Consider the following 24,985-nt stretch of genomic DNA (forward strand, 5'->3'; position numbering starts at 1 on the left):
CTGCATTTAGATCGATACAAATGCAGGGGCCGCGATGCAGTGGTGGCAGCACGTACAACACGAGGTGATCGGTTTCTTCGGCCTGGGGGCCTTGCTGCAGTTGCTGGCCGAACACGGTTACCGGGCGCTGCTCAGCGCCGACGGCGCCGCGGCGCTGCTGTACCCGGTCATCCCCTTGCTGCTGGTGTACGAGCTGCTGCGCACCGTGGCCGCGCGCCGGTTCAAGCTGGAGGACTACAAGCTTCCGTTCCTCACGATGCTGGCCAACCGGCTGATCGCCGGGTTTCTGACCTTCGGCGTGGTGACCTTGTGCATCGGCCTGTTCCAGCCGTATGCGCCGTTCCAGGTCGGCATCGGCGTGGTCGGGCTGATCTACGGCTATCTGGTGTGGGAGTTCGCCCACTTCGTCTACCACTTCCTCGCCCACAAGGTGCGGCTGCTGTGGTGCCTGCATTCGACCCACCACGCGCCGACGGCGATGAACCTGTCGGTCAATTACGCGCATTTGTTTTTGGAAGCGCCTTACGCCGATCTGGTGCGGACTACGATCTGCATCCTGGCCGGGGTCGAGCCGCCGCTATTGCTGCTGATCATGTTCATCGACGGACTGTGGGGGCAGTTCATCCATCTGGGCGAGCACGCGCTCAAGGACGGACGGCTGGGCGCGCTGCACCGGATCATCCTGACCCCGGCGCACCATCGTGTGCATCACGCGCGCAACGTGCTCTACATGGACACCAATTTCTGCAATCTGCTCAATGTCTGGGACCGCGTGTTCGGCACCTATCAGCCGCAGCGCGACGATATCCGCATCGAGTACGGCATCACCCGGCCGATGAAGCCCGGCAGTTTCCTCGATGCCTATGTCGGCGAGTTCCACGCGCTGGGGCGCGACATCGTCAAGGCGCCCGGATGGCGCAACAAACTGCTGTACCTGGTGATGCCGCCGGGCTGGAGCCACGACGGCGAACACAAGACCGCGCAGGCCAGCAAACGCGCCTGGCTGGCGCAGCAGGAGGCGTCATGAAGTCGCGGATCACGTTGGTCGCGATGCTGTTGTGCGTAGCGTCGTTGCCGGTCGCGGCGGCCACGGCCGCGGACGCGGCGCCGGTCAATTTCGCCCTGCATCGTCCGACCACCGGTTCGGCGATCTGCAAGCCCGGCGAAGAGGCCGAGAAGGCCGTCAACGGCCTGCTCGCCAGCAAGACCCACGACAAGTTCTGTTCGCTGGCGCGGCCGGCCTGGCTGCGCGTCGATCTGCAATCCGAACGCAAGCTGCGTGGCTTCACCGTCAAGCACGCGCAAGCGGGCGACGAGCCGGCGTCGATGAACACCCGCGCCTTCGCGTTGTCGGTGTCGCGCGACGGAGTGAACTGGCGGCAAGTGGTGAACGTCGACGGCAACATCGAAGGCGTCAGCGTGCATCGCATTGCGCCGGTGCGGGCGCGTTATGTGCGCCTGGACGTAAGCCAGCCCGCGCAGGACCCGGCCGATCCGGCCACGCGGATCTACGAGCTGGAAGCGTGGTGAAACCGCGCGGCTGACCCCGCGAGGGGCGCATGACCGGGCCTGGGGCCGACCCTAGCGTGGGGTACGCCCTAGCTTGGACGGGCTACATACCGTGGCGTATCTAAGCCATTCGATCCCGTCAACGCAGGTCTGCCATGTCCGCTTCGCTCGACGCCGCCCGCTCCGCGACTTCCAACCCGACCGAGCAGTACTGGGACAACCCGGCTTCGACCGATCCCAACCGTCTGGCCGATCCGTCCTCGCCCATCGCCCCGCTGCGGGCCATGGCCGAGCCGCAGCGCGAGGCGATCGACGACGCGGTCGCGATCAACGGCGGCGATACCAATCCGCAGCAGCGCACCCAGGGCCAGACCCCCGACGGCAAGACCATCCAGATCGACCCGCTGCATCAAGGCGCGGAAGTCAGCATCGCGCGCGAGCAGACCCTGGCCGATGCCGGCCTGGGCCGCACCTACGTCAGCACCGATCAGGTTGTGCTGACCACCGGCGCCAAGAACGACGACGTGCAGATCAGCCAGCGCGACGACGGCACGTTGGATGTCGGCGTCAACGGCGAGAAATTCGAAGTGCGCCTGGGCGAAAACCAGGAACTCACCATCCGCAGCGGCGCCGGCAACGACACCATCAATGTCGCCTCCAACGTCACCGTCAACATCGTCGTCGACGGCGGCGCGGGCGACGACAAGATCGCCACCGGCGCGGGCAACGACCGCATCGACGGCGGTGTGGGCAACGACGAGATCACCAGCGGCGCCGGCCGCGACGACGTGTTCGGCAACAGCGGCGACGATCGCCTCGATGCCGGCGCCGGCGACGACGTGGTCTACGGCGGCGACGGTGCCGATCGACTGGCCGGCGGCGAAGGCGTGGATTTCCTCGAAGGCGGGCAGGGCAACGACACGCTCGAAGGCGGCGCCGGCAAGGACATGCTGTCGGGCGGCATCGGCGACGATACCTTGCGCGGCGGCGAAGGCGACGACGCGGTCTACACCGGCGCCGGCAAGGACAGCATCGACAATCAGTCCGGCAACGACACCGTGTACGCGCAGACCGCGAGCGACGTGATCAACGCCGCGACCGGCGCCAAGAACACTGTGATCAACGTCGAGATCAGCTCCAGCAAGGGCGTGACCATCGAAGGCTCCGACGCGTTCAAGCAGCGCGTCGGCGCCGAGATCGATTTCCTGCGCAGCTCGCCCAACGGCCAGCAGATGCTGACCCAGTTCGATCAGGCCGCCGCGCGCGGCAACAGCGTCACCATCAAGGAACTGGCCAACGAGCAGAACGGCTACGCCCAGACCTTCAGCAACGACGCCGACATCGTGAACGGCAAGCCCGGCGCCGGCGGCGACGTGCAGATCAGCTACAACCCCTCGTTCCACATGGACGCCTTCCCGGCCCCGGTGGTGGTGCTGTACCACGAGATGTCGCATGCCTATAACGGCGTGACCGGCACCTTCCAGCCCGGCACCTACCGCGGCACCGGCCCGGACAACGGTCAGGTCCCGAACGCCGAGCGTCAGGCGGTGGGCCTGGAAACCAGCGCGCCGGCCTACGACTTCGACGGCGACCCGAGCACGCCCAAGACCACCGCCAATCCGGATCATCTGACCGAGAATGGCCTGCGCGGCGAGCTGGGGTTGCCGGATCGGCCTAGTTATTCGTTGTAAGCGTTCCGGTCGGTTGCACGGCCTTCTTATATCGCCATGCATGAAGCGCACGGTGGCCGTCGTGGGTCAGCGTGCGTCTTTGTGGGCGGAAAGATCGCCGATCGGCCGGTTTGACACTGTTCCTGGGCTGGCGTATCACCTGTCCAGACTTGCATGCGCAGGAAGCCGTCATGTCCTCTGAAACGGAAACCCGCTCCGCCGCGGCCGCGGCCAGCGCCAGTGGCGCCTCTTCGGCGTCCGCCGGTACGACCGCAGGCGCGGCCCCGGCCGGCGCCGCGCCCAGCCCGCCGCCGGTGGCCATCAACGGTCTGGTCGCGCCCGCGGGCGCGGCGACCAGTTCGTGGACGACGCCGGACGGCAAACCGGTCAATTCGCAGGAGCTGTTCCGCGCCGGCGACGTGGCGATCAGCCGCGAGCGCACCATCGGCACCGACGGCAACGGCAACAACTACGTGACCCTGGACCAGGTGGTGCTGACCACCGGCAACGGCAACGACGACGTCCAGGCTACTCAGCGCAGCAACGGCCTGTTGGACGTGACCGTCAACGGTCAGAAGTACGAAATCAATCTGGGCCAGTACCAGTCGTCGCCGCCGGGACAGCCGCCGCAGGAGTTCGCGGTGCGCACCGGCGATGGCGACGACATCGTCAACGCGCCCAGCGTATCGGTGAACATGGCGGTCAAGGCCGGGGCCGGCAACGACCGCATCACCACCGGGTCGGGCCTGGACGGCGTCGATGGCGGCGCGGGCGACGATGTGATCGCCACCGGCGCCGGTCGCGACGACGTGTTCGGCGGCAGCGGCAACGATCGCATCGACGGCGGCGCGGGCGACGACGTGCTGTACGGCGGCGACGGCCGCGACAGCGTGATCGGCGGCGACGGCAACGATTATCTGGAAGGCGGCCGCGGCGACGACACGCTCGAAGGCCGCGCGGGCAACGACATCCTGTCCGGCGGCATGGACAACGACACCCTGCGCGGCGGCGCCGGCGACGATCGCGTCTACACCGGCGCGGGCCGCGACACGGTCGACAACACCGCCGGCCGCGACACGGTCTATGGCCAGGCCGCGACCGACACCCTCAGCGCCGCGACCGGCGCGCAGAACACCGTGGTCGAAACCGCGCCCAGGGCCGGCTGGAGCGTCAAGGTCGACGGCACGCCCGAATTCCGTCAGCGCGTGGAAGCCGACCTCGACCTGATGCGCAGTTCGCCACAGGGCCAGCAGTTGCTCGAGGCGCTGGACAAGGCGGCGACCGAGAAAGGCAACAGCGTCACCCTCACCGAACTGCGCAACGAGCAGAACGGCTACGCCGGTTTCCGCGACCCCGCCAGCGGCCAGGTCGTCGGTTTCGATCCGGCGAAGAACTACGCCACGCCCAGTGGCCCTGGCGCGGGCACCGACGCGGAAGTCGTGTACAACCCGTCGTTCCACAACGCGGAATTCCCGACCCCGGTCGGCGTGCTGCAGCACGAGCTCTCGCATGCCTACAACGCGGTCACCGGCACCTTGCAGCCCGGCATCTACATGGGCACCGGCCTGGATGCGCCGACCCTGGACGCGAGCGGCAACGTCATCGGCGGCATCAACAATCTCGAACGTCAGGCCGTGGGTCTGCCGACCACCGCGACCGCGGGCGTGGCCAATCCCGCCTACGCCACCGAGAACGCGCTGCGCCAGGAATTCGGCCAGCCCGACCGCCTGAGTTACGCGCTGCCGTCGTTCTCGGCCTCGCCCGGTTCGGCCGCGTCGCTGCAGTCCAATCCCAGTGCCTTCGTCGATCAGATGCTCGAAGCCTCGCGCTCGGGCGACCGCGAAGCGTTCAGCCGGCTGACCCAGCAGGCCGCCGGGGCCGAACCCGGCGTGCAGCTGCGCCGCGAAGCGAGCGAGACGGTGGATAAGCAGGAACGCGCGGCGGTGCCGCAGATGGCCGAACCGCCGCCGATGCAGGAACCGCACTCGGTCGTCGCACGCGGGCCGGGCAGATGAGCGAGCGCGACGTCATGAACCATGGATCCTCGCTTCACCTCGCGACCGGCGAACCGCATCGCGCGCGCGCGCGGCCAACGCGCGCGCTGCTCGCCGCCGCGACCGCCGTGATCGCGGTGGGATGCGCGCACGCCAAACCACAATCTTCACCGGAGCCGAGCATGAGTTCCCCCGTTTCCACCCAGACTGTTGCGAACCAGCCCGCTCCCATCCAGGCCGCCGACCTGGCCCGAACCACGGTGCGCGGCCAGGCCGCGACGGTCGAAGTCGAGATGGGCTTCGACGCCGCCACCGGTACGGTGGACGTGCGCTATCGGCTGCGCAATAACGACCCGGCCAAGCCATTGGCGGTGTTCGATCGCGGCAACCGTCATGAAGTAAGCATCGGCCGTCAGACCCTGGGCGCGATCGCGGCACCGACCTGGAAAGGCATGGGCGAAGAGGTCGAGCTGTTCCATGTGGCCGCGCCGCTGCCCAATCCCAGGCCGATCTCGCCACCGTCGCCGCTGGCGCTGGAAGTGGCGGCCGGCGGCGAGCTGCGCGGCGCGTTCAAGTTCGCGTTGCTCAGCGGCGCGCCCAAGCGCTTGCGCTGGTGCCTCGGGGTATTGCCGTGGCAGGCATCGTATTTCGATTCGCCGAGCTCGACCGACGCGGGAAAAATCTGGCGCGCATCGTTCGCCGTCGCGAACGAGCAGGAAACGCTGTGCACGCCCTGGTACGACGTGGCCAAGGGCGCGTTCGCGCCGTAACGGCGCGAGCGGGTGCGGGCCGCTGCGATTCGTTCGAAGCGGCCGCGTGATCTGGCGGGTCATCGGGCTTACGCGAACGCCGCGAGATTATTATTGGCGGCGTTTCAGCCTCGACATTCGAAGCGGCATGGCCCGCATGATTCGACATCGCGATCCAGAGCCGTCGTCGCCGACGTTCCGGTCGTTAGTGAACGTCTTTCGACGAGCCGCGAGGCTTACTTCAGCAAGCCCTCAAGCTCCGCTTCGCTGAAACCGATCGTCGTCTGCGCACCGGTGTCGGCGAGGATCTTCTTCGCGATCAGCTCGGTGGTCGGCGCCAGCACGCTGAAGTGATCCGCGCGCGGCACCACGAAGAATTGCGCCTTCGGGTTCTTGCTGCTCTCGCGCAGCAGTTCGACCTGGTCGGTGTTGGCGTCGTGATCGCCTTCGAACACGAACACCGGGCCGTGGATGGAACCGAGCCAGTAACCCGGCGAGCGCAGGCGGATTTCGCGTTCGTCGCTCAGCGACACCGGCAGCATGTCCTGGCCGTAGCCCGACACGTCGGCGACCGGTCCGAACGAGAACACGTCGCGGAAGCGCGGATCGATCTCCGCCACCAGCAGCACCAGGGTGCCGCCGGTGCTGTGGCCGCCCAGATAGATGCGTTGCGGGTCGACGTAATCGAGCTTGGCCAGGTGGTCGGCGGCGGCGAGGATGTCCTGCACTTCGCCGTAGAAACCTTCGCGCTCGCCCGGGTTGTCGTTGCCGCCGCGCAGCGAGGGATACATGGTCACGATGCCGGCGGCGCGGAACGCGGCCGCGCTCTGATCGTTCTCGCGCGGCTGCGGCGACCAGAAATCGCCGATGGTGTTGGAGTCGCCGCCGCTGATCCAGATGATCGCCGGATGCTTGCCCGGCGTGGCCGGTCGCGGCGTCAGGTAGGCGGCGAGCTTGCCGGCCGGCGCGTCGTAGTGGATGAGGTCGAGCACGCCGGATGGCGGCGCCGGTGGCGCTTCGCCGCCGCTGCTGTGGGTGATCAGCTTGGTCGCGACGCCGGTGCGGGCTTCGGCCAGGGTCTTGCCGGCGGCATCCGCGCTCGCTGCGGCCTGGGCGGCGTCGCCGGCCGGCCTCGAGCAGGCCGCGCAGGCCAGGGCGAGCGTCAACAGCGCGAGGTGTGTGCAACGGATCATGGCGAGGTCGTCCCTGAGTGGTCTGCGATGACGCTCAGCGTAACCGCTTGGCTTGCGCGATGCTGGGCGTCGGGTCTTCACGCGTAGGCCAGGCCGGCCGTCATGCATGCGAACGCGCTGGCTTCGCATCATTTCGGCGCGGTCCAGTTCTGCCAACCTGTGCTCTTCGCCCTTGCCGCCTCGGCGCGCTCGCATGCGGCGTAAGTTCTTTTTCGCCACGGCTTGGCGATCGCGTTGCAAGAAAGAGACGGCGCGGAAAACGAAGGCGCAAAAAAAACGGCGGCCGAAGCCGCCGTTTTTCATATTCGCGATCGTGTTTCGACCGCAACGGCGGCCGCGTCGCTGCCGGCGCGCTTACTCGACCGACACTTCCACCCGCCGCGCTTCCTCGGGCTTGCCGCCGCCTTCGGTCACCGCCGGTTTGTCCAGCACGATGCGATCGGCCACGATGCCTTGCGACTCGAACCACTGTTGCACGGCTTGCGCACGCTTTTTGGCCAGTTCGGCGTTGGTCGCGGCGCTGCCGGTTTCGTCGTGGAAGCCGGAGATGCGCGCCTTTTCGTCGGGCAATGACTTGAGCGTCGCGAGCACATTGGCCAGATCAACTGAGGCATTCGCCGGCAAGGCGGACGAGCCCACGTCGAAATACAACCTGGCATTCCGTGTGGTCGCTATTTCGGCCAGAGTGCCACCAGCCGCCGGTTCGGTCGCTTCCGTGGCGGCGGCGTCATCCTTCGATGTCCCGACCATGCCGGTCTCGGTCGGAGCCGCTTCCGGAGCACTCGACGCCACCATGGCGGTCGCGCCGGCGGCGTGAGCCGCGTTCGCCGTTTCGCTGGTCGCCGACACCGGCAACAACGGCACCAGCAACAAGGCGACGATGTTGATGATCTTGATCAGCGGATTGATCGCAGGACCCGCCGTGTCCTTGTACGGATCGCCGACGGTGTCGCCGGTGACCGCGGCCTTGTGCGCCTCGGAACCCTTGCCGCCGTGATGACCGTCCTCGATGTACTTCTTGGCGTTGTCCCAGGCGCCGCCGCCGGTGGTCATCGAGATCGCGACGAAGATGCCGGTGACGATGGTGCCGATCAGCAAGCCGCCCAGCGCCTTCGGCCCGAGCAGCAGGCCGACCACCACCGGTACCGCGACCGGCAGCAGCGAGGGCACGATCATTTCCTTGATCGCCGACTTGGTCAGCATGTCCACGGCTTTGTCGTACTGCGGCTTGCCGGTGCCGTCCATGATCCCGGGAATGTCGCGGAACTGACGGCGCACCTCCTCGACCACCGCGCCGGCGGCGCGGCCGACCGCTTCCATCGCCATCGCGCCGAACAGATACGGAATCAGGCCGCCGATCAACAGGCCGATGATGACCATGTGGTCGGACAGATCGAAGTTGAACAACACGCCCGGATGCGCGGCTTGCAGGTTATGCGTGTAGTCGGCGAACAGCACCAGCGCGGCCAGCGCGGCCGAACCGATCGCGTAGCCCTTGGTCACCGCCTTGGTGGTGTTGCCGACCGCGTCGAGCGGATCGGTGATCGCGCGGATTTCCGGCGGCAGCTCGGCCATCTCGGCGATGCCGCCGGCGTTGTCGGTGATCGGGCCGTAGGCGTCCAGCGCCACGATCATGCCGGCCATCGACAGCATCGAGGTCGCGGCGATCGCGATGCCGTACAAACCGGCCAGATAATGCGAACCCCAGATCGCGATGCACACCGCGATCACCGGCAGCGCGGTCGACTTCATCGACACGCCCAGGCCGGCGATGATGTTGGTGCCGTGACCGGTGGTCGAGGCCTGCGCCACGTGCTTGACCGGCGCGTACTGGGTACCGGTGTAGTACTCGGTGATCCACACGATCACGCCGGTCAGGATCAGGCCGATCAACGCGCAGCCGTACACGTTCAAGGCGCCGAAGCTGGCGTCGCGCATCAGTTGCGTGGTGATCGGGTAGAACGCGATCGCGGCGAGCACCGCCGAGACGATCACGCCCTTGTACAGCGCGCCCATGATCGAGCCGCCTTCCTTCACCTTGACGAAGAACGCGCCGATGATCGAGGCGATGATCGACACGCCGCCGAGCACCAGCGGATACAGCACGCCGTTGGCGCCGACCGTGCTGGCCATCAGGCCGCCGAGCAACATCGTCGCGATCACCGTGACCGCATAGGTTTCGAACAGGTCCGCGGCCATGCCGGCGCAGTCGCCGACGTTGTCGCCGACGTTGTCGGCGATCACCGCCGGGTTGCGCGGGTCGTCCTCGGGAATGCCGGCTTCGACCTTGCCGACCAGGTCGGCGCCGACGTCGGCGCCCTTGGTGAAGATGCCGCCGCCCAGTCGGGCGAAGATCGAAATCAGCGAGGAACCGAACGCCAGGCCGACCAGCGCGTGCAGGGCTTTCTCGCTGCTGACGCCTAGCTTGCCCAGCGCCAGCCAGTAACCGGCCACGCCGAGCAATCCCAGGCCGACCACCAGCATGCCGGTGATCGCGCCGCCGCGGAACGCCACGTCCATCGCCGGGCCCATGCCCTTGCGCGCGGCTTCGGCGGTGCGCACGTTGGCGCGCACCGACACGTTCATGCCGATGTAGCCGGCCGCGCCCGACAGCACCGCGCCGATCAGAAAGCCGATCGCGGTATGCCAGTTGAGGAAGATGCCGATCAGTACGAACAACACCGCGCCGGCGATGGCGATGGTGGTGTATTGACGATTGAGATAGGCGCGTGCGCCTTCCTGGATCGCGCCGGCGATCTCCTGCATGCGTGCGTTGCCGGCGGGTTGAGCGCTGATCCAGCGCGCGGACACGATGCCATACAGGATCGCGATGACGGCGCAGCCAAGCGCCATGATCAAACCGTACTTCTCCAGCATGAACCCCTCCCCAAGGTAGAAAGTGGACATCACAGGACAACGGATCGAGTTGTAAGTCGCGAGTCGTTCGTTGGCCGATGTGCCGCGGAATCGCGTCTGCGCGCTGCGTTGTGTTGCATTGCAGCGACGCCGTGGTGCGAGCACGGCGATGCGGCGACTATGGCATAGGCGCCGGGCCGGCGTCAGCGGCCGCGGCCGGGCTGCGACGCGCGTCCGCAGGCCGCGGCCGGGCTTGCGACCCAAGTCACGGATCGCATGCGGCGGGTTTCAGGATCGATACGTTTCGAGCCGGGCGAGTGGGGCGACGCCGCAAGCGCGATGCGTGGCTGAATACGCGTGTCGCGCTGACGATGCGTTCGCGCGCAGTGAGCGAGTGAGCCCGAGCGAGCGAACTCGAACGAGCGACCGGCGCTGGCGCGCCGGCGTCATGACCGGCATACCCGAGCGGCGCCGTCCGGGGTGAAGTGATGGTTCAGCCGATGCGTGCGAGTCTGCCCCGGCCTTGTAGTCAGGAGCCGACGATGCGAACCGTCCCCGTCTTGGCCTGCGCCTTGCTCGCGCTGGCCCCCATGCTGGCCTCGGCGGCCGCCGATCCGGTCCCCGAGATCAAGCGCGATGCCGCGATCGCCGCCCAGCCGGTCGGCGGCGTGCATACGCTGCGGCAGATTCCCGAAGCCTGCGCGCGCATCGAGGGCCAGTTCACCGGCCAGGCCGAACCGGCGTACAAATTCGCGGTCGTGCGTACCAGCCCGAACTGCCAGCCGCGCGCGCGCTTCGTCGATGCGGCCAAGGCCAAGCCGTCCGAAGCCGCCGGCTGGAAATTCAACGATCTGATCCGGGTGCCCAGCGCGGCCTGTCCGCAGCAGCAGGCGGTGGTGCGGATCTGGCGCAAGCCGGCCGCGGCCGCGGTGCCGCCGAGCCTGGACGCGCAGGGCAAATCGCGGCTGTACCTGCAGGACGAAAAGGAAAAGGCCGCGGCCAACAAGCTCGCGGCGATCCCGATGTTCGCCGCGGCCATGTCGGTCGAGGGCAAGCCCTGCGGCGGTTGAACCGCTGGGGGCGATCGATCCGCATCCGTGTTGGATAACGAGTCCGCCGGATAACGAAAAAGGGCCGCGATGCGGCCCTTTTTCTTGTCTCGCTGACGGCGAGTTGCGCGGCGATTACTTGGCCGCGCGGCAATCCTTGAGGATCACCAGACGCTCGGCGTCTTCGTAGTAATCGAAGGTGCCGGTGAGGTTGATGCGGTCGTTGGTGCGCAGCGACAGTGCATAACCCTTCTGGTCGGAGGCCAGCTTGCACATCACCCGGGTCTGATAGAGCAGGGTGCGGCTCTGGGTCAGGCCGGGAATCAGCGACGGGTTCATGTCGTAGAACACGCGCAGGATGCCGCCTTCGGTGGTCACGCCCTTGTTCACGCCCTTGAGCGTGTAGACGCGGCCCTTGTAACGGGTGTCGACGACGGCGACGTTTTCCTTGGCCTGCTGCTCGACCTCGGTGGCCAGCGCGGTGGCCGACATCGCGATCGGCTTGGCCGCCGCGGCCGCGGCGCGCGGCGGCGCGGTCTTGCCCGGCTTGAGCTGGGTCAGCATGCCGCACATGGCCTTCTTGATCTCGCCGGCGTTGCCGAACGAGCCCTTGCGGGTCTTGAGCACCATGCTGACTTCGCCGTCGGCGGTCGCGCTGATGCTGATCGGCAGCGGACGATGCACGGCGCTGGCCGGTTCCTCGACCAGCAGCGAGCCGCCCTGCAGGTCCTCGTCGAGGATCTGCATGCTGTTGCCGATGGCGATGTTGCGCATCTGGCCGATCGCGCTGGCGGTGCTCAGGCCGGCGACCTTCACCGAGGTGGAATACTCGCCGCCGGTGATGGGGTTGCCCTTCTTGGTGAAGTTGTCGTCGCATTGGTCGGCGAAGGCCGACAGCGACGGAACGAGCAGCAGCAGCGGTAAGAACTTGCCTTTCATCGAGCACTCCCTGAGTGATGAAACTTTGCGTCCGTGCGCCCCTGTGTCGCATGAACGCTTGCGGCGGCAGATTGCCGCAATCTCAGTGGCTATTCAATGTGTAGACGGTGACGCCGCGCGCGCAGCGGCACGATTACCGGACGCAGCGCACAGTGTGACGGGGTGCTCGGCCTGGGAGGTCGGCGATGCCGCGTCGGGAAAGACGGATTCGTCGCGCCAGCCGCGGCGGTTGCTGCGCGGTTTGCCGATCCGGTCGTGATCGATCCGCCGCGCCGGGTTCGACTCAGCAATCGGGATCTCGATCGTAACGGCGCTGCATTTCGTCCGGCTCGATTTTTTCGATGCTGTGGCCGATGTTCCAGCGATGGCCGAACGGGTCGATCACGGTGCCCGAGCGCTCGCCGTAGAAATGATCGCGCGGCGCCATCGCCAGTTGCGCGCCGGCGGCGACCGCGCGCGCGACCACGTCGTCGGCGTCGTCGACATGCAGGTGCAGGGTGTGGCTGTGGCCGCGCGCGGGTTCGGGGCGGCGGATATCGACCTCGGGGAATTCCTCGCACAGCATCAAGGTGGTGCCGCCCAGGTCGAGTTCGACATGGCCGATGCGGCCGCCGGGTTCGACCAGGCGGAACTTCTCGCTGGCATCGAACACCTTGCAGTAGAACTCGACCGCGGCCTGGGCGTCGGCGACGCACAGGTAGGAGAACAATTCGTGGACGGCCATGGCGGGGCTCGGTTGGGTTGTGGTGGTGAGTCTGCGTCGGCGATCAAACGCCGGATTGGACGGAATTTACCTGTGCTGCATCGGGAGCGCCGATGCTGTCAGGCCGGGCCCGTCACGATGCGCGGTTTAAGCCACCGGCAAATGATGCGCACTCGCCGCGGCGGCGGCCAGATACTCGCGCGGGCTCACTCCGGTGAACTCGCGGAATTCGCGGATCAGATGCGATTGATCGAAATAGCCCGCATCCAGCGCGAGTTGCGCCCAGCCCGGCCGCGGCGTCGCCGACAACGCCGTCAGCAGGCGCTTGAAACGCAGCACGCGCGCATAGCGCTTGGGCGCCAGACCGGCGACCTCGCGAAAGCGGGCGATGAAGTGACGATGGCTGCGGCCGCTGCCTTGCGCGAGCGCGGCGATGCCAGCGGCGCCGATCGGTTCGTGTTGCAGTCGGTGCAGGGCGTCGGCGATCTGCGGATCCAGCCCATGCAGGGGCCGCAGGCGCGCGCGCAGGAAACGTTCGAACACGGAGCGGCGTCGGACCGGGTCGGCGGTCGCGGCCAGACGTTCGTACAAATCATCGGCCTGCGCGCCGCACAGATCGCGCAGATCGGTATGCGCGCCTTCCAGTTCGGCCGCGGACACGCCGAACAAGGCCAGCGCGGCGCCCGGCCGCAACACCGCGCCAACCGAAGCGGCCGGCAAGGAAGTGTCCTTGATGCAATACGAAGCCCGCGCCCCGCCCACCACCGCAGGCGAATACACCCGCCCGACCCGATCGGCCGCATCCGCATACAAGCGCAGCGGCGGACCATCCAGCCGTATCGCCAGATGCATCGCGCCGCTGGGCAGCGAGTGCTCGCGCGCATGCGCGGGCGCCGCGGCCGGACGCGCGCTGACCCAGACCTGTTCGATCCAGGGCCGCAGTTCCGGCAGCGACGGCGCGTCGGCGGACATGGCCCGGGCTCAGCCCTCGAACGGCGGCAGCTTGGGCTTGACCGCGACGTTCTTGAGCGCGACGTACTTCGGCAGGCCATCGCGCCCGTACGGCGGCGGCGCCTCGCCGCGGATCAGCGGCTCCAGATAGCGCCGCGCGGCCGCGGTGATGCCGTAGCCGTCCTTGCGCAGAAACCCGGCCGGCATCTTCTTCTCGTGATTGGCCACCTTGTCCAGCGGCGCGGCCTCGATCTTCCAGCGATACGGCGAATCGGAGGTGCGCACGATCACCGGCATCACCGAGTTCATGCCCTTGAGCGCGTACTCGACCGCGGCCTTGCCGACCGCGCGCGCCTGTTCGACGTCGGTCTTGGAGGCGACGTGCCGGGCCGAACGCTGCAGATAATCGGGCAGCGCCCAATGCACCTTGTAGCCCAGCGCGTCCTTGACCCGCCCGGCCAGATGCGAGGCGACCCCGCCGAGTTGGGTATGGCCGAACGAATCCTTGCCGCCGCCGGCATCGGCGACGAAGCGGCCGTCGGTGGTCTGGATGCCCTCGCTGGCGACCACCACGCAGTAACCCACGCGTTCGACCGTGGCTTTGACCTTGGCGAAGAAATCGGCTTCGTTGTAAGGGCGCTCGGGAAACAGGATCAGGTGCGGCGCGGCGTCCGCGCCGTCGCCGGCCAGGCCGGCCGCGGCCGCGAGCCAGCCGGCATGGCGGCCCATCGCCTCGTAGACAAACACCTTGGTCGAGGTCTCGGCCATCGCCGCCACGTCCAGCGCGGCCTCGCGCACCGACACCGCGGTGTACTTGGCGGCCGAGCCGAAGCCCGGGCAGCAGTCGGTCACCGCCAGGTCGTTGTCGACCGTCTTGGGCACGCCGATGCAGGTCAGCGGATAGCCGAACTCGGCCGCCAGGCGCGACACCTTGAGCGCGGTGTCGGCCGAATCGTTGCCGCCGTTGTAGAGGAACCAGCGCACGTCGTGGGCCTTGAGCACGGCCAGCAGGCGCTCGTAGCGGGCGCGGTCGGCGTCCAGCGACTTCAGCTTGACCCGGCACGAGCCGAACGCGCCGCCGGGGGTGTGGCCCAGGGCCGCGATCGCCGCGGCCGACTCCTTGGAGGTGTCGATCAGCTCCTCGCGCAGCGCGCCGAGGATGCCGTTGCGGGCCGCCAATACCTTGATTCCGCGCGCCCGCGCGGTCTCGATCACCGCCGAGGCGGTGGCGTTGATGACGGCGGTCACACCGCCCGATTGCGCATACAGCAGGTTTCCAGCGGGTTTTGCGGAGGACTTCGCGGTCGGCATGGGGATTCCAGGATTTGCGCCGGTTTGCGGTAAGCTGACCGCACTATTCCCGGCGGGTGAATGGCGGCTGTGAGTGTAGCGCCGCCCCGCGGACGGGCCAGCGACGGGGTCGGCGATCGCCGATCCGGGGCGCGGCCCGGCGGGCCGCCCCGGCGCAGTGCGCGCGGGTGCGACGGTTTCATGTTGTCTCAGGAGCGATGTTGATGCGATTGGTATTACTGGGCGCGCCCGGTTCCGGCAAGGGCACGCAAGCCACGCGGCTCAAGGAGCATCTGCAGGTGCCGCATATTTCCACCGGCGATCTGTTGCGCGCCGAAGTGGCCGCCGGCAGCAAGCTGGGCCTGGAAGCCAAGGCGGTGATGGACGCCGGCAATCTGGTCAGCGACGAAATCCTGCTGGGCATGCTCGAGGACCGCTTCTCGCGTCCCGACACCGCCGGCGGTTTCATTCTCGACGGCTACCCGCGCAACCTGGCCCAGGCCGATGCGATGGACGCGCTGCTCAAGAAGATCGGCCAGCCGATGGACTTCGCCGTGCAGCTGGAAGTGCCGATCGAGCTGCTGGTCGAGCGCATCGCCGGCCGCGCCGCCGAGCAGGGCCGCAAGGACGACAGTCCCGAAGCCGTGCGCACCCGTCTGAAGGTGTACGACGAGGTCACCGCGCCGGTCATCGAGTACTACCGCCAGCACGGCCGCCTGACCGTGGTCGACGGCGTGGGTTCGCTGGACGAAGTGTTCACCCGCATCATCGAGGCGCTGGAGCCGGCGCCGACGGTGGGTTGAGTTATTCGTAGTGGTTTGTGCTCCCTCTCCCGCCTGCGGGAGAGGGCCGGGGTGAGGGCTCACACGCCCGTACTCCTGTCGTGAGCGGGGAATCTGAGGCTGTCGAGCAGGGCTTGTGCGCGGTTGCAACTGCCGTCGTTGACCGATCCTCGCGTGCCCTCACCCCAGCCCTCTCAGCTCTGCACTTCCTTCGGTCGCCGCAAGCGGAAGAGGGGGCGCTGGTGCCAGCGGGAGCCGCTTTGTTGAACACCCGCCTCCTCTTTCGGAATCTCGGATCTTGAAGCTCCATATCTTGGGCATCGCCGGCACCTTCATGGGCGGCGTCGCCGCGCTCGCGCGCGAACTCGGGCATGAGGTCGAAGGCAGCGACCAGGCGGTGTACCCGCCGATGTCGACCCAGCTCGAACAACTCGGCATCGCGCTGCAGCAAGGCTACAAGCCCGAACACATTTCCGCCGATTGCGATCAGATCGTGGTCGGCAACGCGCTCTCGCGCGGCAACGCCGCGGTCGAGCAGGTGCTCGACGACGGGCGCAAATACACCTCCGGCGCGCAGTGGTTGTCCGAACAGGTGTTGCCCGGGCGCGACACGCTCGCGGTCGCCGGCACCCACGGCAAGACCACGACCACTTCGATCCTGACCTGGCTGCTGCAGGCCGCCGGCCGCGAGCCCGGTTTTCTGATCGGTGGCGTCGCCGAGGATTTCGGCGTGTCCGCGCGCATCGGCGGCGGCCGCGAGTTCGTGGTCGAGGCCGACGAATACGACACCGCGTTCTTCGACAAGCGCAGCAAGTTCGTCCACTACCGGCCGCTGGTGGCGATCCTCAACAACCTCGAATACGACCACGCCGATATCTTCCCCGACGTGGCCGCGATCCAGCGCCAGTTCCACCACTTGGTGCGGACCGTGCCGCGCCGCGGCCGCCTGATCGTCAACGGCGAAGACGAGCGCCTGAGCGAAGTGCTGGCGATGGGCTGCTGGACGCCGGTCGAACGCTTCGGCCTGGAAGGCAAGGCCGGTTACGAATGGACCGCGCGGCTGCTGGCCGACGACGGCAGCGCGTTCGTGGTGATCCATCGCGGCCGCGACATCGGCGAAGTGCGCTGGCCCTTGCTTGGTCGCCACAACGTCATGAATGCATTGGCCGCGCTCGCCGCGGCCAACGCGGTCGGGGTCGACGTCGCTTCGGTGCTGCCGGCGCTGGCCGGGTTCCGCAGCGTCAAGCGCCGGCTCGAAGTGATCGGCGAAACCGGCGGGATCACCGTGTACGACGACTTCGCCCATCATCCGACCGCGATCGCGACCACGCTTGCCGGTTTGCGCGCGCGCGTGGGCGACGCGCGCATCGTGGTGGCGATGGAGCCGCGCAGCAATTCGATGCGGCTGGGCGCGCATTCCGACGCGCTCGCGCCGTCGCTCGACGGTGCCGATGTCGTCGTGTTCCTGCATCGGCCCGAACTGGCCTGGGACGCGGGCAAGGTCCTCGCCGGCCTGCGCGGCGAAGGCGTGACCGTGGCCGACGCCGATGGCTTGATCGCCGCGTTGCGCGAACGCGTGCGCGCCGGCGACCACGTCGTGTTCATGTCCAACGGCGGCTTCGATGGTGCGCCTCGGCGGTTTTTTGCTGAGGCCGGGATTGGGGATTCGTGATTCGGGATTGGCAAAAGCGGGATTGGTGAGGGCGGGATTTGCTTCGGCTTGGGTGATGCGTTGAAGCGTGGGGCGATGCGTTCAACGCCATCATGCGATCGCGATTTTGTTTATCGGCTTTATCGCCGTGCCGCTGGCGCGAGCCGAGCTCGCGTTTCTACAGCACCGATAAAGCGCTCGAAACACCGGCCTGGGGCCGGGTACACTGCGGCCATGTCGTCCGAGCCCGCCGTCGCCGAATCGCTGGGATTGTTCCCGCTGCACACCGTGCTGCTGCCGGGCGGCTCGCTGAGCCTGCGCGTATTCGAACGCCGTTATCTCGATCTGGTGCGCGAATGCGGCCGGGTCGGTCGCGGCTTCGGGGTCTGCCTGATCATCGATGGCGAAGAAGTCGGTGCGCCGGCCGCCGCAGCAGCGTTCGGCACCGAAGCGGTGATCGAGGATTTCGGCACCGGCGACGACGGCCTGTTGACCTTGCGGGTGCGCGGCGCGCGACGCTTCCACGCCGACCGCGTGCGGGTACGCGACAACGGCTTGCAGGTCGCGGACGTGCGTTGGTGCGAGCCCGATCCTGACGAAGTCGTGCGGCCCGAGCATTCGCTGCTGGTGACCTTGCTGGAGCGTTTGTTCGAACAGGCCGGCGGCGAGCACAGCAAGGCCGCGCATTCGCGTTTCGACGACGCGGCCTGGGTCGGTTGGCGGCTGGCCGAACTGTTGCCGTTGTCGTTATCGCAGCGGCAGATGCTGCTGCAACTGGACGATCCGCATGCGCGGCTGGATCAGGTGTTGGCGTTGTTGCCTTGAGTGGTTGGGGTTGGCGCTGCGGCTGCATCAAAAGCAAAGCAAAACAAAAGCAAAAGCGAATCCCCCCTGGCTCCCCTTTTCCAAAGGGGGGAACCCGTCTTGTGGTTTTTGGGGGACGGATGCGGCGAAGCTTCGAATAGAGGCTTATTCGAATGGGATGAGCCGCTAGGCGGTGACTCATGCCGGATCGATCGCAACGAACTCAATAGCCTGCAATTTCAAGCCTGCAATCGGCCGAACTGATCCGGCCGAGAGAGAGCGATCAAACCAACCCGACGCGGTGCCCCTTGCCCAAAGGTTTTCCCCCCTTTGGAAAAGGGGGGCAGGGGGGATTCGCTTTTACTCCACGCCCCAACGCATCCCGCATCCATTCACTGCCCCGACACAGCCCCCGGCCCCCGATACTGCGATTGCATCCGCAGCACCTCCACCCCGTTCTTCGGATGCGCCTGCTGGATCATGGTGAAACCGGTCAGCGCCCTGCGCACCTGCGCATGCGCATTGCCGTCGTCGGGCTGCGGCAACCACAGCGCGGCCGCGTCGAACGGCTTGTTGAGCTTCAAGGTCTGAGTCGTGCCGATCCACAGCGGCGTCCCGTCGGACAGCACCGCCGGCGCCGGCCACAGGCGCAGCGCGTACTGAACATCCGGGGTCGGCCCGTCGCGCAGCATCAGCAGGGTTTCGGCCTGCGCGTCGAGGGTCGCCGGCAGCACCACCTGATCGCGCGCCGCGGTGTCGTCGTCGAGCAAGGCGATCGTTGCCAGCCAGTCGGCCTGCGGTTGCACGCGCCAGCCATTGGCTTCCAGGGTCGCGCGCAACGGCGGCAAGGGCCCGGCGATCTGCAGGTCCAGCGGCCAGCGCCGGCGCGCATCGCTTTCGTTGCGTTGCGCGGGCAAGGTGGTCCAATCGTGTTTCCACCACGCATCGGCGTTCAACACCGTGGTCGGCGTGGCCGAGGCGAACTTGGCCAGCAGCGCATCGGCCGAGCGCGGCGCATGCCACAGCGCGGCGGCGACGAACACGCTGTAGAACAGCCACGCCAGCGGCCGCATCCAGAACGAACGCGCGACGTGGCGGCGATAGGCGATGCCCAGCACCAGCAGCCAGACGATGCCGAACAAGGTGCCGCCGACCAGATCGCTGGGCCAGTGCGCGCCCAGATACAACCGCGAAAATCCGACGAGGGTGGTGACCACGCCCGCCAGCAGGTACGGCCACACCCGCTGCCGTCCCGGCAATTCGCGCGCGATCAGCACCGCGAAGAAACCGAACACGATCGTGGTCATGGTGACCGCGACCGACGGGAAGCCGAAACCGGCCGGCGCGGTCGGCGGACGCGGCATGTCGATCGCCGCCTCCAGCAACGAGGTCAGCACCAGCCCGAACACGATCGCGCCGACCCAGTGCGCCGCGGCCATCCAGCGCCGACGCCAGGCCAGATACGCCAGCACCGCCAGCGAGGCCGGGGCCAGCACCTGCGCGTCGCCGAGGCAGGCCAGCGCGGCCATCAATCGGTCGGCGAGCGGATTGCGCAAGGTCCACATGAACTCGTGGATGGTGTGATCGATCTGCAGCGGCCCGCCGCTGGCGAGCAAGGTCGCCAGCAGGGTGAACCAGATCCAGCTGATCGCGAGCAGACACACCGCCAACATCACCAGCGAGGCCGATTCGGGGCGGTTGGGATCGATCAGCGCGCCGGCGTAGCGGCCCAGGTGCGGATGCGCGCGGGTCCAGCGCAGCGCGCGCGCGAGCAGGTTGTTGGCGTGCGAGGCGAACCAGCGCCAGGTGTAGAGCACCGTCGCCCAGACCAGCGCCACCGCGATCAGCAGCGCGCCGAGCACCAGCGCGAGCCGGTCGGCGACCGCCGCGACCGCGTCGTAGGACGCGCCCAGCACCCAGCCCGGCGCGAGGAACAACGCCGACCAGCCCACGCAGGCGACGAAGCTGGGCAAGGCGTAGCGGCGTATCGGCATGCGCAACATGCCGGCGATGGCCGGCACGAACGGCCGGATCGCGCCGACGAAGCGGGCGATCAGGATGCTCTTGCTGCCGTGGCGGTGGAAGATGGTTTCGCCGCGGTCGAGCCATTGCGGATAGCGCGCGAACGGCCAGCGTTGACGCAGCTGCGGCCCCCAGCGACGACCGATCCAATAGCTCAGGCCGTCGCCGGCGAACGCGCCGAGGGTCGAGCAGGCCAGCGCATACGGGCCGTTGATATGGCCCAGGCCGACCAGGGTGCCGACCGCGAACAGCAGCGGCAGCGCCGGCACCACGATGCCGAGGATGATGAGCGCGTCGCAGAAGGCGATCAGGAAGATCACCACGCCCGCGGCGATCGGATGGGCCGCGATCCATGCGGTCGCGCTTTCAAGCCAGGCTGAGTCCATCGGGCGATTATAGGCAGCGCTCTCTGTGGCGCGGGTGACTGGATGGTGCCGGGAATCGGGAATAGGGAGTCGGGAATAGTGGAAGCCGGATGCACCGGCTGGCTTGCGTCAACGAGCCCATGGGCTTTTGCTGTTCCCGATTCCCGATTCCCGATTCCCGATTCCCGATTCCCCGCGAAGTACACTTCCCCCAATGTCCCCCGAAGTTACCGAAGTGGCCGCGCTCAAGGCCGACAGTTTTGGCCGGATCGCGTTGATGCGCGACGGCGATGGCCTGTTCGTGCGCCGCGACCTGGCCCATGTGCCGTGGTGGTTACGCTTGCCGGCGTGGTGGCTGGCGCGGCGCGAGGCGCGCGCGCTGCAGCGCGTGGACGGGCTGGAGGCGACGCCGCAGCTGTTGCGCTGGGACGGTCGCCGGCTCGATCGCAGCTATCTCGACGGCGCGGCCATGTACCAGCGCCCGCCGCGCGGCGATCTGGCCTATTTCCGCCAGGCGCGGCGCCTGCTGCAGCGCCTGCATCGGCGCGGTCTGGCGCACAACGATCTGGCCAAGGAGGCCAACTGGCTGGTGCTGATCGATGGCACCCCGGCGATCATCGATTTCCAGCTCGCCACCCGCGGCGATCCGCGCTCGCGCTGGATGCGCCTGCTCGCGCGCGAAGACCTGCGTCACCTGCTCAAGCACAAGCGCACCTACTGCCCGCAGGCGCTGACCCCGGTCGAACGGCGCGTGCTCAAGCGCCACTCCTGGCTGCGCGAGGCCTGGTTCGCGACCGGCAAGCCGGTCTACCGCTTCGTGACCCGGCGCATCCTGCATTGGGAAGACAACGAGGGGCAGGGGCCGAAGCCTTGAGAGCCGGGAATGGGGAATCGGGAATCGTTGAAGAGGCGCTGCGATCTGGGGCGCGACGATTGGGATTAGGATTGGGTTTGTGCTTTTGCTTTTGCCGTACCGATTCCCTATTCCCGATTCCCCATTCACGGCCATGTCCATGACCAGCCTCTCAGGCAAGACCCTCTTCATCACCGGCGCTTCGCGCGGCATCGGCCGCGAGATCGCGCTGCGCGCCGCGCGCGACGGCGCCAACATCGCGATCGCGGCCAAGTCCTCGGTCGCCAATCCCAAGCTGCCGGGCACCATCCACAGCGTCGCGGCCGAAGTCGAAGCTGCCGGCGGCCGCGCGCTGGCGCTCAAGTGCGATATCCGCGAGGAAGACGAAGTCAAGGCCGCGGTCGCCGCGACCGTCGATGCGTTCGGTGGGCTCGACATCCTGGTCAACAACGCCAGCGCGATCTGGCTGCGCGGCGCGCTGGACACGCCGATGAAGCGGTTCGACCTGATGCAGCAGGTCAATGCGCGCGGCAGCTTCCTGTGCGCACAGGCCTGCCTGCCGTACCTGCAGCAGGCCGCCAACCCGCACATCCTGACCCTGGCGCCGCCGCCGAGCCTTGACGTGAAGTGGTGGGCGCCGCATACCGGTTACACCTTGGCGAAGATGGGCATGAGCTTCGTGACCCTGGGTCTGGCCGGCGAGTTCGGTCCGCGCGGGATCGCGGTCAATGCGTTGTGGCCGAAGACCATCATCGCCACCGACGCCTTGAATCTGATTCCGGGCGTTGCGCTGGATCGCTGCCGCAAGCCGGAAATCGTCGCCGATGCGGTGCATGCGGTGTTGGTGCGACCGGCGCAGGATTTTTATGGGCGCTTCCTGATCGACGAGGAAGTGTTGACGCAGGCGGGTGTCACGGACTTCAGCAAATACGCGGTCGATCCGAGCAAGTCGTTGTTGCCGGATTTGTTCCTGGGTTAAGTGGTCGGTCGTGATCGACTGGTAAAGCGCAGGACCCATGTCCTGTGGCGCGCCTGCATGAGCTGGCCTATGGCGCCGTAGCCCCCTGTAGGAGCGGCGCAAGCCGCGACCGCGCCACCGCAGCTACGCCGCAAGCTTCGTCGAATCCGTAATGTCGCGGTCGCGGCTTGCGCCGCTCCTACATCCAGGCCACGCCGCTTTTGCTTGCGCCGGAAGTCACGCAGTTCACCCAGCGCTGCGACGCTTGGAACTCGCGAGAACAACAGCACACCCGAAGGGCGGCGCACATGGATGTGCGCCGTGCGCCACCGGGACAGGATGTCCCGTGTGGCGCATGCCCGCGTCTGAACCGATCGCGCGGGCCCTTGATTCACAACAAAGCATTTTTCTTTGGTTACCTTTCTTTTGTTGCTTTAGACAAAAGAAAGTGACCCGCCGCTTCAGCGGCGGAACGCTTTTGATCCTGCTTGCAGCTTAAAAAGCTTCAAAGCTTTGAAGCTCTAGAGCTTTTGAAGCCAAAGGCAAGATCAACAGCTTTCGTCCGCAAGCGGCCGAGTTACTTTCTTTTGTCAAAAGCGACAAAAGAAAGGTAACCAAAGAAAAACGCTTTTCTTTGAATCAAGAGCCCGCAAGTGCGGTGCTGACGCAGGCACGCGCCACACGGGACATCCTTGTCCCGGTGGCGCGCGACGCGCATCCATGCGCGTCGCCCTTCGGGTGTCCTGTTGCTAACGCGAGTTACAGGCTTCGCAGCGCTGGATGAACTGCGTGGCTTCGGGCTCAAGCCAAGCTATGTGGCAACAGCAACAGCAACAGCAACGGCAACGGCAACGGCAACGGCACGAGTCAAGTCGAATCGGCAGGCCTCGGCGCAAGCCCGTCCCACTTTTGCGGCAGGAAGCTTCAACCTCCGCCGCGACGATCCAATAACCGCGCAAGCACCATCGGCCCGATCACTTGCCGGGCTGCTTCAACGCATCCGCCAACGAATACAACAGATCCACATAGAACCGTTCCCCTTCCTCCAACCCCGCCACCTTCGACCCCTTCAGCGGCTCCACCACCATGTACTCGTTAGGCGCATGCGCCCCGCTGCCATGCCCCAGGCCGCCGGCGATCATCGGCAGTCCCAGGGTCTGTGTGAACACGTAATACGGCGCGCTGCCGCCGATGCGCGGCGCCACCGGCGGGGTCTGTCCGTACTTGCGATATACGCCCAATGCCGCGCGCGTCAGCGGCGCGTCCACCGAGGTCTGCGCTGGCGGATAACCCGACAGCTTGCGTATCTCGATATCGTCGAAGCCCTTCGCATCGAGTTGTTTGCGGATCAAGGCCAGCGCCTGATCCGGAGTCTGGTCCGGCACCAGGCGCGAGTCGACCTTGGCCACCGCGCGATGCGGCAGGATGGTCTTGACGCCTTCGCCGGTGTAACCCGCCACCAGCCCGTCGATATTGAGCGTGGTGTCGAACAACTCCGCCGCGGCCGCGTCGCGGAAACCGCGACCGTTCTTCCAGCGCGCCGCGCCCAGCGATTCGAGTTGCTTGGCCTGCTCGCTCTCGCGGCCGCGCACGATGCCGTTGAACAGACGCTGCTCCTCCGCGTTCGGCGCGCGGATCGCATCGCGATAGCCAGGCACCGCGATCTCGCCGTCGGGCGTGGTCAAGGTCGCCAGCGCCTGCACCAGGCGCCAACTGGGCGAATCGAGCTTGGCGGCGAGCGAGCCATGCACTTCGGCGCGCTGCGGGCCGCCGCTCTTGGCATTGCCCTTGGCTTCCAGCTCCATGTAGAGGATGCCCTTGACCCCGAGGAACATCGACGCCTGTCCGTCGCGATCCTGGGTGTTCATCGGGAAGAACACGCCGTCGGCCTTGCGCAGTTGCGCCTCGTACTTGGCGACCACTTCCGGATAGTGCGGCGAGCCGAGTTCTTCCTCACCCTCGGCCAATACGATCAGATTCACCGGCGGTTTGCCGCGCACCTTGATGATCGCGTCGAGCGCGTTGAGGAACGCGCGCTGCGGTCCTTTCTGGTTGGTCGCGCCGCGCGCCATCAGCACCTTGCCGAGCGCGGGATCGTCGACCAGGGTGCCGGCGAAGGCGTCGACCTTCCAGCCGGTCGGCTCGATCGGCTGCACGTCGTACATCATGTAGACCACCAGCGTGTGCTCGGCGCCGGCATCGTAATAACCGTAGACGCCCGGATGGCCCGAGGTCGGCACCAGCGCGGTGTCTCGAAAGCCCAGGGTCTGCAGATCCGTGCGCAGCAGCTCGGCCATCTGCGCGATGCCCTGGTTCTGCGCGCTGATCGACGGCTGCCGTACCCAGCGCTGCAACTGGGCGAGGTCGGCGTCGCGGTGCTGGTGCAGGTATGCGTAGACGTCGGCGTAGTCGCCGGCGAAGGCCGCCACGCTGGAGGCGTCGAAGGCGGCGGTTTCGGTGATTTCGATCCTGGGCGGCGCGGCCGTCGCCGATGCGATCGGCAGCAGGATCAGGGCGAGCGCGGCGGACAACAGCGAAGCGGTGCGGCGACTGCGTGAACTCATGGCGTTTCCCTCGTCGTAGGCAAGCTTGAAACGGGCAAGGCGCGTAGCGCCGATGGGCCAGATCCGGCGGGTTCGTAGCGACC

The 24,985-nt window shown here is 67.2% G+C and carries 19 protein-coding genes and 1 pseudogene; 11 read left to right on the forward strand and 9 right to left on the reverse strand.

From position 1 onward, the window contains the following. Window positions 1-34: 34 nt before the first annotated feature. The 5 genes from IEQ11_RS04225 to IEQ11_RS04245 all read left to right on the forward strand — a co-directional run bounded on the left by IEQ11_RS04225 (window position 35) and on the right by IEQ11_RS04245 (window position 5,943). Window positions 35-1,027 carry a sterol desaturase family protein gene (locus IEQ11_RS04225; RefSeq protein WP_191821688.1) on the forward strand — a complete coding sequence of 331 codons (993 nt, stop codon included), beginning with the start codon at window positions 35-37 and terminating at the stop codon, window positions 1,025-1,027. Then, window positions 1,024-1,530 carry a discoidin domain-containing protein gene (locus IEQ11_RS04230; protein WP_191821687.1) on the forward strand — a complete coding sequence of 169 codons (507 nt, stop codon included), beginning with the start codon at window positions 1,024-1,026 and terminating at the stop codon, window positions 1,528-1,530. The genes IEQ11_RS04225 and IEQ11_RS04230 overlap by 4 nt, the downstream gene beginning before the upstream one ends. Before the next feature lie 134 nt (window positions 1,531-1,664). After that, window positions 1,665-3,200 carry a M91 family zinc metallopeptidase gene (locus IEQ11_RS04235; RefSeq protein WP_191821686.1) on the forward strand — a complete coding sequence of 512 codons (1,536 nt, stop codon included), beginning with the start codon at window positions 1,665-1,667 and terminating at the stop codon, window positions 3,198-3,200. Window positions 3,201-3,370: 170 nt separating this feature from the next. Further along, entirely contained in the window at window positions 3,371-5,194 is a 1,824-nt protein-coding gene (locus IEQ11_RS04240) for a M91 family zinc metallopeptidase (RefSeq protein ID WP_191821685.1), read from the forward strand. A 161-nt stretch (window positions 5,195-5,355) separates the two neighbouring features. Further along, a complete protein-coding gene (locus tag IEQ11_RS04245; RefSeq protein WP_191821684.1) occupies window positions 5,356-5,943 on the forward strand; it encodes a hypothetical protein in 588 nt (195 codons plus the stop codon). 215 nt (window positions 5,944-6,158) lie between these two features. On the opposite strand, the gene IEQ11_RS04250 is transcribed toward IEQ11_RS04245, so the two are convergent. From IEQ11_RS04250 to IEQ11_RS04260, 3 genes and pseudogenes are all read right to left on the reverse strand, one after another. Beyond that, window positions 6,159-7,115 carry an alpha/beta hydrolase family protein gene (locus tag IEQ11_RS04250; protein WP_191821683.1) on the reverse strand — a complete coding sequence of 319 codons (957 nt, stop codon included), beginning with the start codon at window positions 7,113-7,115 and terminating at the stop codon, window positions 6,159-6,161. Window positions 7,116-7,469: 354 nt separating this feature from the next. After that, complete coding sequence (locus tag IEQ11_RS04255) at window positions 7,470-7,910, reverse strand: OmpA family protein (RefSeq protein WP_343226540.1); 441 nt, start codon at window positions 7,908-7,910, stop codon at window positions 7,470-7,472. A 57-nt stretch (window positions 7,911-7,967) separates the two neighbouring features. Further along, a pseudogene (locus IEQ11_RS04260) lies at window positions 7,968-9,992 on the reverse strand (sodium-translocating pyrophosphatase); the annotation flags it as partial. A 521-nt stretch (window positions 9,993-10,513) separates the two neighbouring features. On the opposite strand from IEQ11_RS04260, the gene IEQ11_RS04265 reads away from it, so the two are divergent. After that, the gene (locus tag IEQ11_RS04265; RefSeq protein WP_228464583.1) at window positions 10,514-11,041 is read left to right on the forward strand and encodes a hypothetical protein; all 528 of its coding nucleotides are present in this window, start codon (window positions 10,514-10,516) and stop codon (window positions 11,039-11,041) included. Between the two features lie 114 nt (window positions 11,042-11,155). Here IEQ11_RS04265 and IEQ11_RS04270 read toward each other — a convergent pair whose 3' ends face one another. From IEQ11_RS04270 to IEQ11_RS04285, 4 genes are all read right to left on the reverse strand, one after another. Continuing rightward, window positions 11,156-11,959, reverse strand: a complete 804-nt coding sequence (locus IEQ11_RS04270) for a hypothetical protein (RefSeq protein WP_036111202.1) — start codon at window positions 11,957-11,959, stop codon at window positions 11,156-11,158. 283 nt (window positions 11,960-12,242) lie between these two features. After that, entirely contained in the window at window positions 12,243-12,683 is a 441-nt protein-coding gene (locus IEQ11_RS04275; RefSeq protein ID WP_036111199.1) for a VOC family protein, read from the reverse strand. 126 nt (window positions 12,684-12,809) lie between these two features. After that, window positions 12,810-13,634: an AraC family transcriptional regulator gene (locus IEQ11_RS04280; protein WP_191821681.1), complete on the reverse strand. Its 825-nt coding sequence runs from the start codon at window positions 13,632-13,634 to the stop codon at window positions 12,810-12,812. A gap of 9 nt (window positions 13,635-13,643) precedes the next feature. After that, window positions 13,644-14,924 (reverse strand): 6-phosphofructokinase, encoded by a 1,281-nt coding sequence (locus tag IEQ11_RS04285; RefSeq protein WP_191821680.1) that lies wholly within the window; start codon window positions 14,922-14,924, stop codon window positions 13,644-13,646. A 203-nt stretch (window positions 14,925-15,127) separates the two neighbouring features. Here IEQ11_RS04285 and IEQ11_RS04290 point away from each other — a divergent pair, with 203 nt between their 5' ends. The 3 genes from IEQ11_RS04290 to IEQ11_RS04300 all read left to right on the forward strand — a co-directional run bounded on the left by IEQ11_RS04290 (window position 15,128) and on the right by IEQ11_RS04300 (window position 18,161). Beyond that, on the forward strand, window positions 15,128-15,706 hold the full coding sequence (locus tag IEQ11_RS04290; protein WP_036111396.1) for an adenylate kinase: 579 nt from the start codon (window positions 15,128-15,130) through the stop codon (window positions 15,704-15,706). A 274-nt stretch (window positions 15,707-15,980) separates the two neighbouring features. Then, entirely contained in the window at window positions 15,981-17,357 is a 1,377-nt protein-coding gene (mpl, locus tag IEQ11_RS04295) for a UDP-N-acetylmuramate:L-alanyl-gamma-D-glutamyl-meso-diaminopimelate ligase (RefSeq protein ID WP_191821747.1), read from the forward strand. Window positions 17,358-17,570: 213 nt separating this feature from the next. After that, complete coding sequence (locus IEQ11_RS04300; RefSeq protein ID WP_036111186.1) at window positions 17,571-18,161, forward strand: LON peptidase substrate-binding domain-containing protein; 591 nt, start codon at window positions 17,571-17,573, stop codon at window positions 18,159-18,161. Between the two features lie 371 nt (window positions 18,162-18,532). On the opposite strand, the gene IEQ11_RS04305 is transcribed toward IEQ11_RS04300, so the two are convergent. Next, window positions 18,533-20,548 carry a bifunctional DedA family/phosphatase PAP2 family protein gene (locus tag IEQ11_RS04305; protein WP_191821679.1) on the reverse strand — a complete coding sequence of 672 codons (2,016 nt, stop codon included), beginning with the start codon at window positions 20,546-20,548 and terminating at the stop codon, window positions 18,533-18,535. Between the two features lie 193 nt (window positions 20,549-20,741). Between IEQ11_RS04305 and IEQ11_RS04310 the strand changes: the two genes are divergently transcribed. Together IEQ11_RS04310 and IEQ11_RS04315 are read left to right on the forward strand one after the other, a co-directional pair. Then, on the forward strand, window positions 20,742-21,401 hold the full coding sequence (locus IEQ11_RS04310; RefSeq protein WP_036111181.1) for a protein kinase family protein: 660 nt from the start codon (window positions 20,742-20,744) through the stop codon (window positions 21,399-21,401). 139 nt (window positions 21,402-21,540) lie between these two features. Further along, window positions 21,541-22,359, forward strand: a complete 819-nt coding sequence (locus IEQ11_RS04315) for an SDR family oxidoreductase (protein ID WP_046660169.1) — start codon at window positions 21,541-21,543, stop codon at window positions 22,357-22,359. 953 nt (window positions 22,360-23,312) lie between these two features. Here IEQ11_RS04315 and IEQ11_RS04320 read toward each other — a convergent pair. Beyond that, window positions 23,313-24,902: a M20/M25/M40 family metallo-hydrolase gene (locus tag IEQ11_RS04320; protein ID WP_191823877.1), complete on the reverse strand. Its 1,590-nt coding sequence runs from the start codon at window positions 24,900-24,902 to the stop codon at window positions 23,313-23,315. Between the last annotated feature and the right edge of the window lie 83 nt (window positions 24,903-24,985).

The organism is Lysobacter capsici (genome assembly GCF_014779555.2).
GTDB classification, from domain to species: Bacteria; Pseudomonadota; Gammaproteobacteria; order Xanthomonadales; family Xanthomonadaceae; genus Lysobacter; species Lysobacter capsici.

What these genes read in the sequence shown, in the direction of transcription:
- IEQ11_RS04235 (WP_191821686.1), top strand. Translation starts at nt 1,665, where the DNA reads ATGTCCGCTTCGCTCGACGCCGCCCGCTCCGCGACTTCCAACCCGACC.
- IEQ11_RS04230 (WP_191821687.1), top strand. Translation starts at nt 1,024, where the DNA reads ATGAAGTCGCGGATCACGTTGGTCGCGATGCTGTTGTGCGTAGCGTCG.
- IEQ11_RS04255 (WP_343226540.1), bottom strand. Translation starts at nt 7,910, where the DNA reads ATGGTGGCGTCGAGTGCTCCGGAAGCGGCTCCGACCGAGACCGGCATG.
- IEQ11_RS04275 (WP_036111199.1), bottom strand. Translation starts at nt 12,683, where the DNA reads ATGGCCGTCCACGAATTGTTCTCCTACCTGTGCGTCGCCGACGCCCAG.
- IEQ11_RS04270 (WP_036111202.1), bottom strand. Translation starts at nt 11,959, where the DNA reads ATGAAAGGCAAGTTCTTACCGCTGCTGCTGCTCGTTCCGTCGCTGTCG.
- IEQ11_RS04315 (WP_046660169.1), top strand. Translation starts at nt 21,541, where the DNA reads ATGACCAGCCTCTCAGGCAAGACCCTCTTCATCACCGGCGCTTCGCGC.
- IEQ11_RS04310 (WP_036111181.1), top strand. Translation starts at nt 20,742, where the DNA reads ATGTCCCCCGAAGTTACCGAAGTGGCCGCGCTCAAGGCCGACAGTTTT.
- IEQ11_RS04285 (WP_191821680.1), bottom strand. Translation starts at nt 14,924, where the DNA reads ATGCCGACCGCGAAGTCCTCCGCAAAACCCGCTGGAAACCTGCTGTAT.
- IEQ11_RS04320 (WP_191823877.1), bottom strand. Translation starts at nt 24,902, where the DNA reads ATGAGTTCACGCAGTCGCCGCACCGCTTCGCTGTTGTCCGCCGCGCTC.
- IEQ11_RS04240 (WP_191821685.1), top strand. Translation starts at nt 3,371, where the DNA reads ATGTCCTCTGAAACGGAAACCCGCTCCGCCGCGGCCGCGGCCAGCGCC.
- IEQ11_RS04245 (WP_191821684.1), top strand. Translation starts at nt 5,356, where the DNA reads ATGAGTTCCCCCGTTTCCACCCAGACTGTTGCGAACCAGCCCGCTCCC.
- IEQ11_RS04265 (WP_228464583.1), top strand. Translation starts at nt 10,514, where the DNA reads ATGCGAACCGTCCCCGTCTTGGCCTGCGCCTTGCTCGCGCTGGCCCCC.
- IEQ11_RS04305 (WP_191821679.1), bottom strand. Translation starts at nt 20,548, where the DNA reads ATGGACTCAGCCTGGCTTGAAAGCGCGACCGCATGGATCGCGGCCCAT.
- IEQ11_RS04225 (WP_191821688.1), top strand. Translation starts at nt 35, where the DNA reads ATGCAGTGGTGGCAGCACGTACAACACGAGGTGATCGGTTTCTTCGGC.
- IEQ11_RS04290 (WP_036111396.1), top strand. Translation starts at nt 15,128, where the DNA reads ATGCGATTGGTATTACTGGGCGCGCCCGGTTCCGGCAAGGGCACGCAA.
- IEQ11_RS04300 (WP_036111186.1), top strand. Translation starts at nt 17,571, where the DNA reads ATGTCGTCCGAGCCCGCCGTCGCCGAATCGCTGGGATTGTTCCCGCTG.
- IEQ11_RS04250 (WP_191821683.1), bottom strand. Translation starts at nt 7,115, where the DNA reads ATGATCCGTTGCACACACCTCGCGCTGTTGACGCTCGCCCTGGCCTGC.
- IEQ11_RS04280 (WP_191821681.1), bottom strand. Translation starts at nt 13,634, where the DNA reads ATGTCCGCCGACGCGCCGTCGCTGCCGGAACTGCGGCCCTGGATCGAA.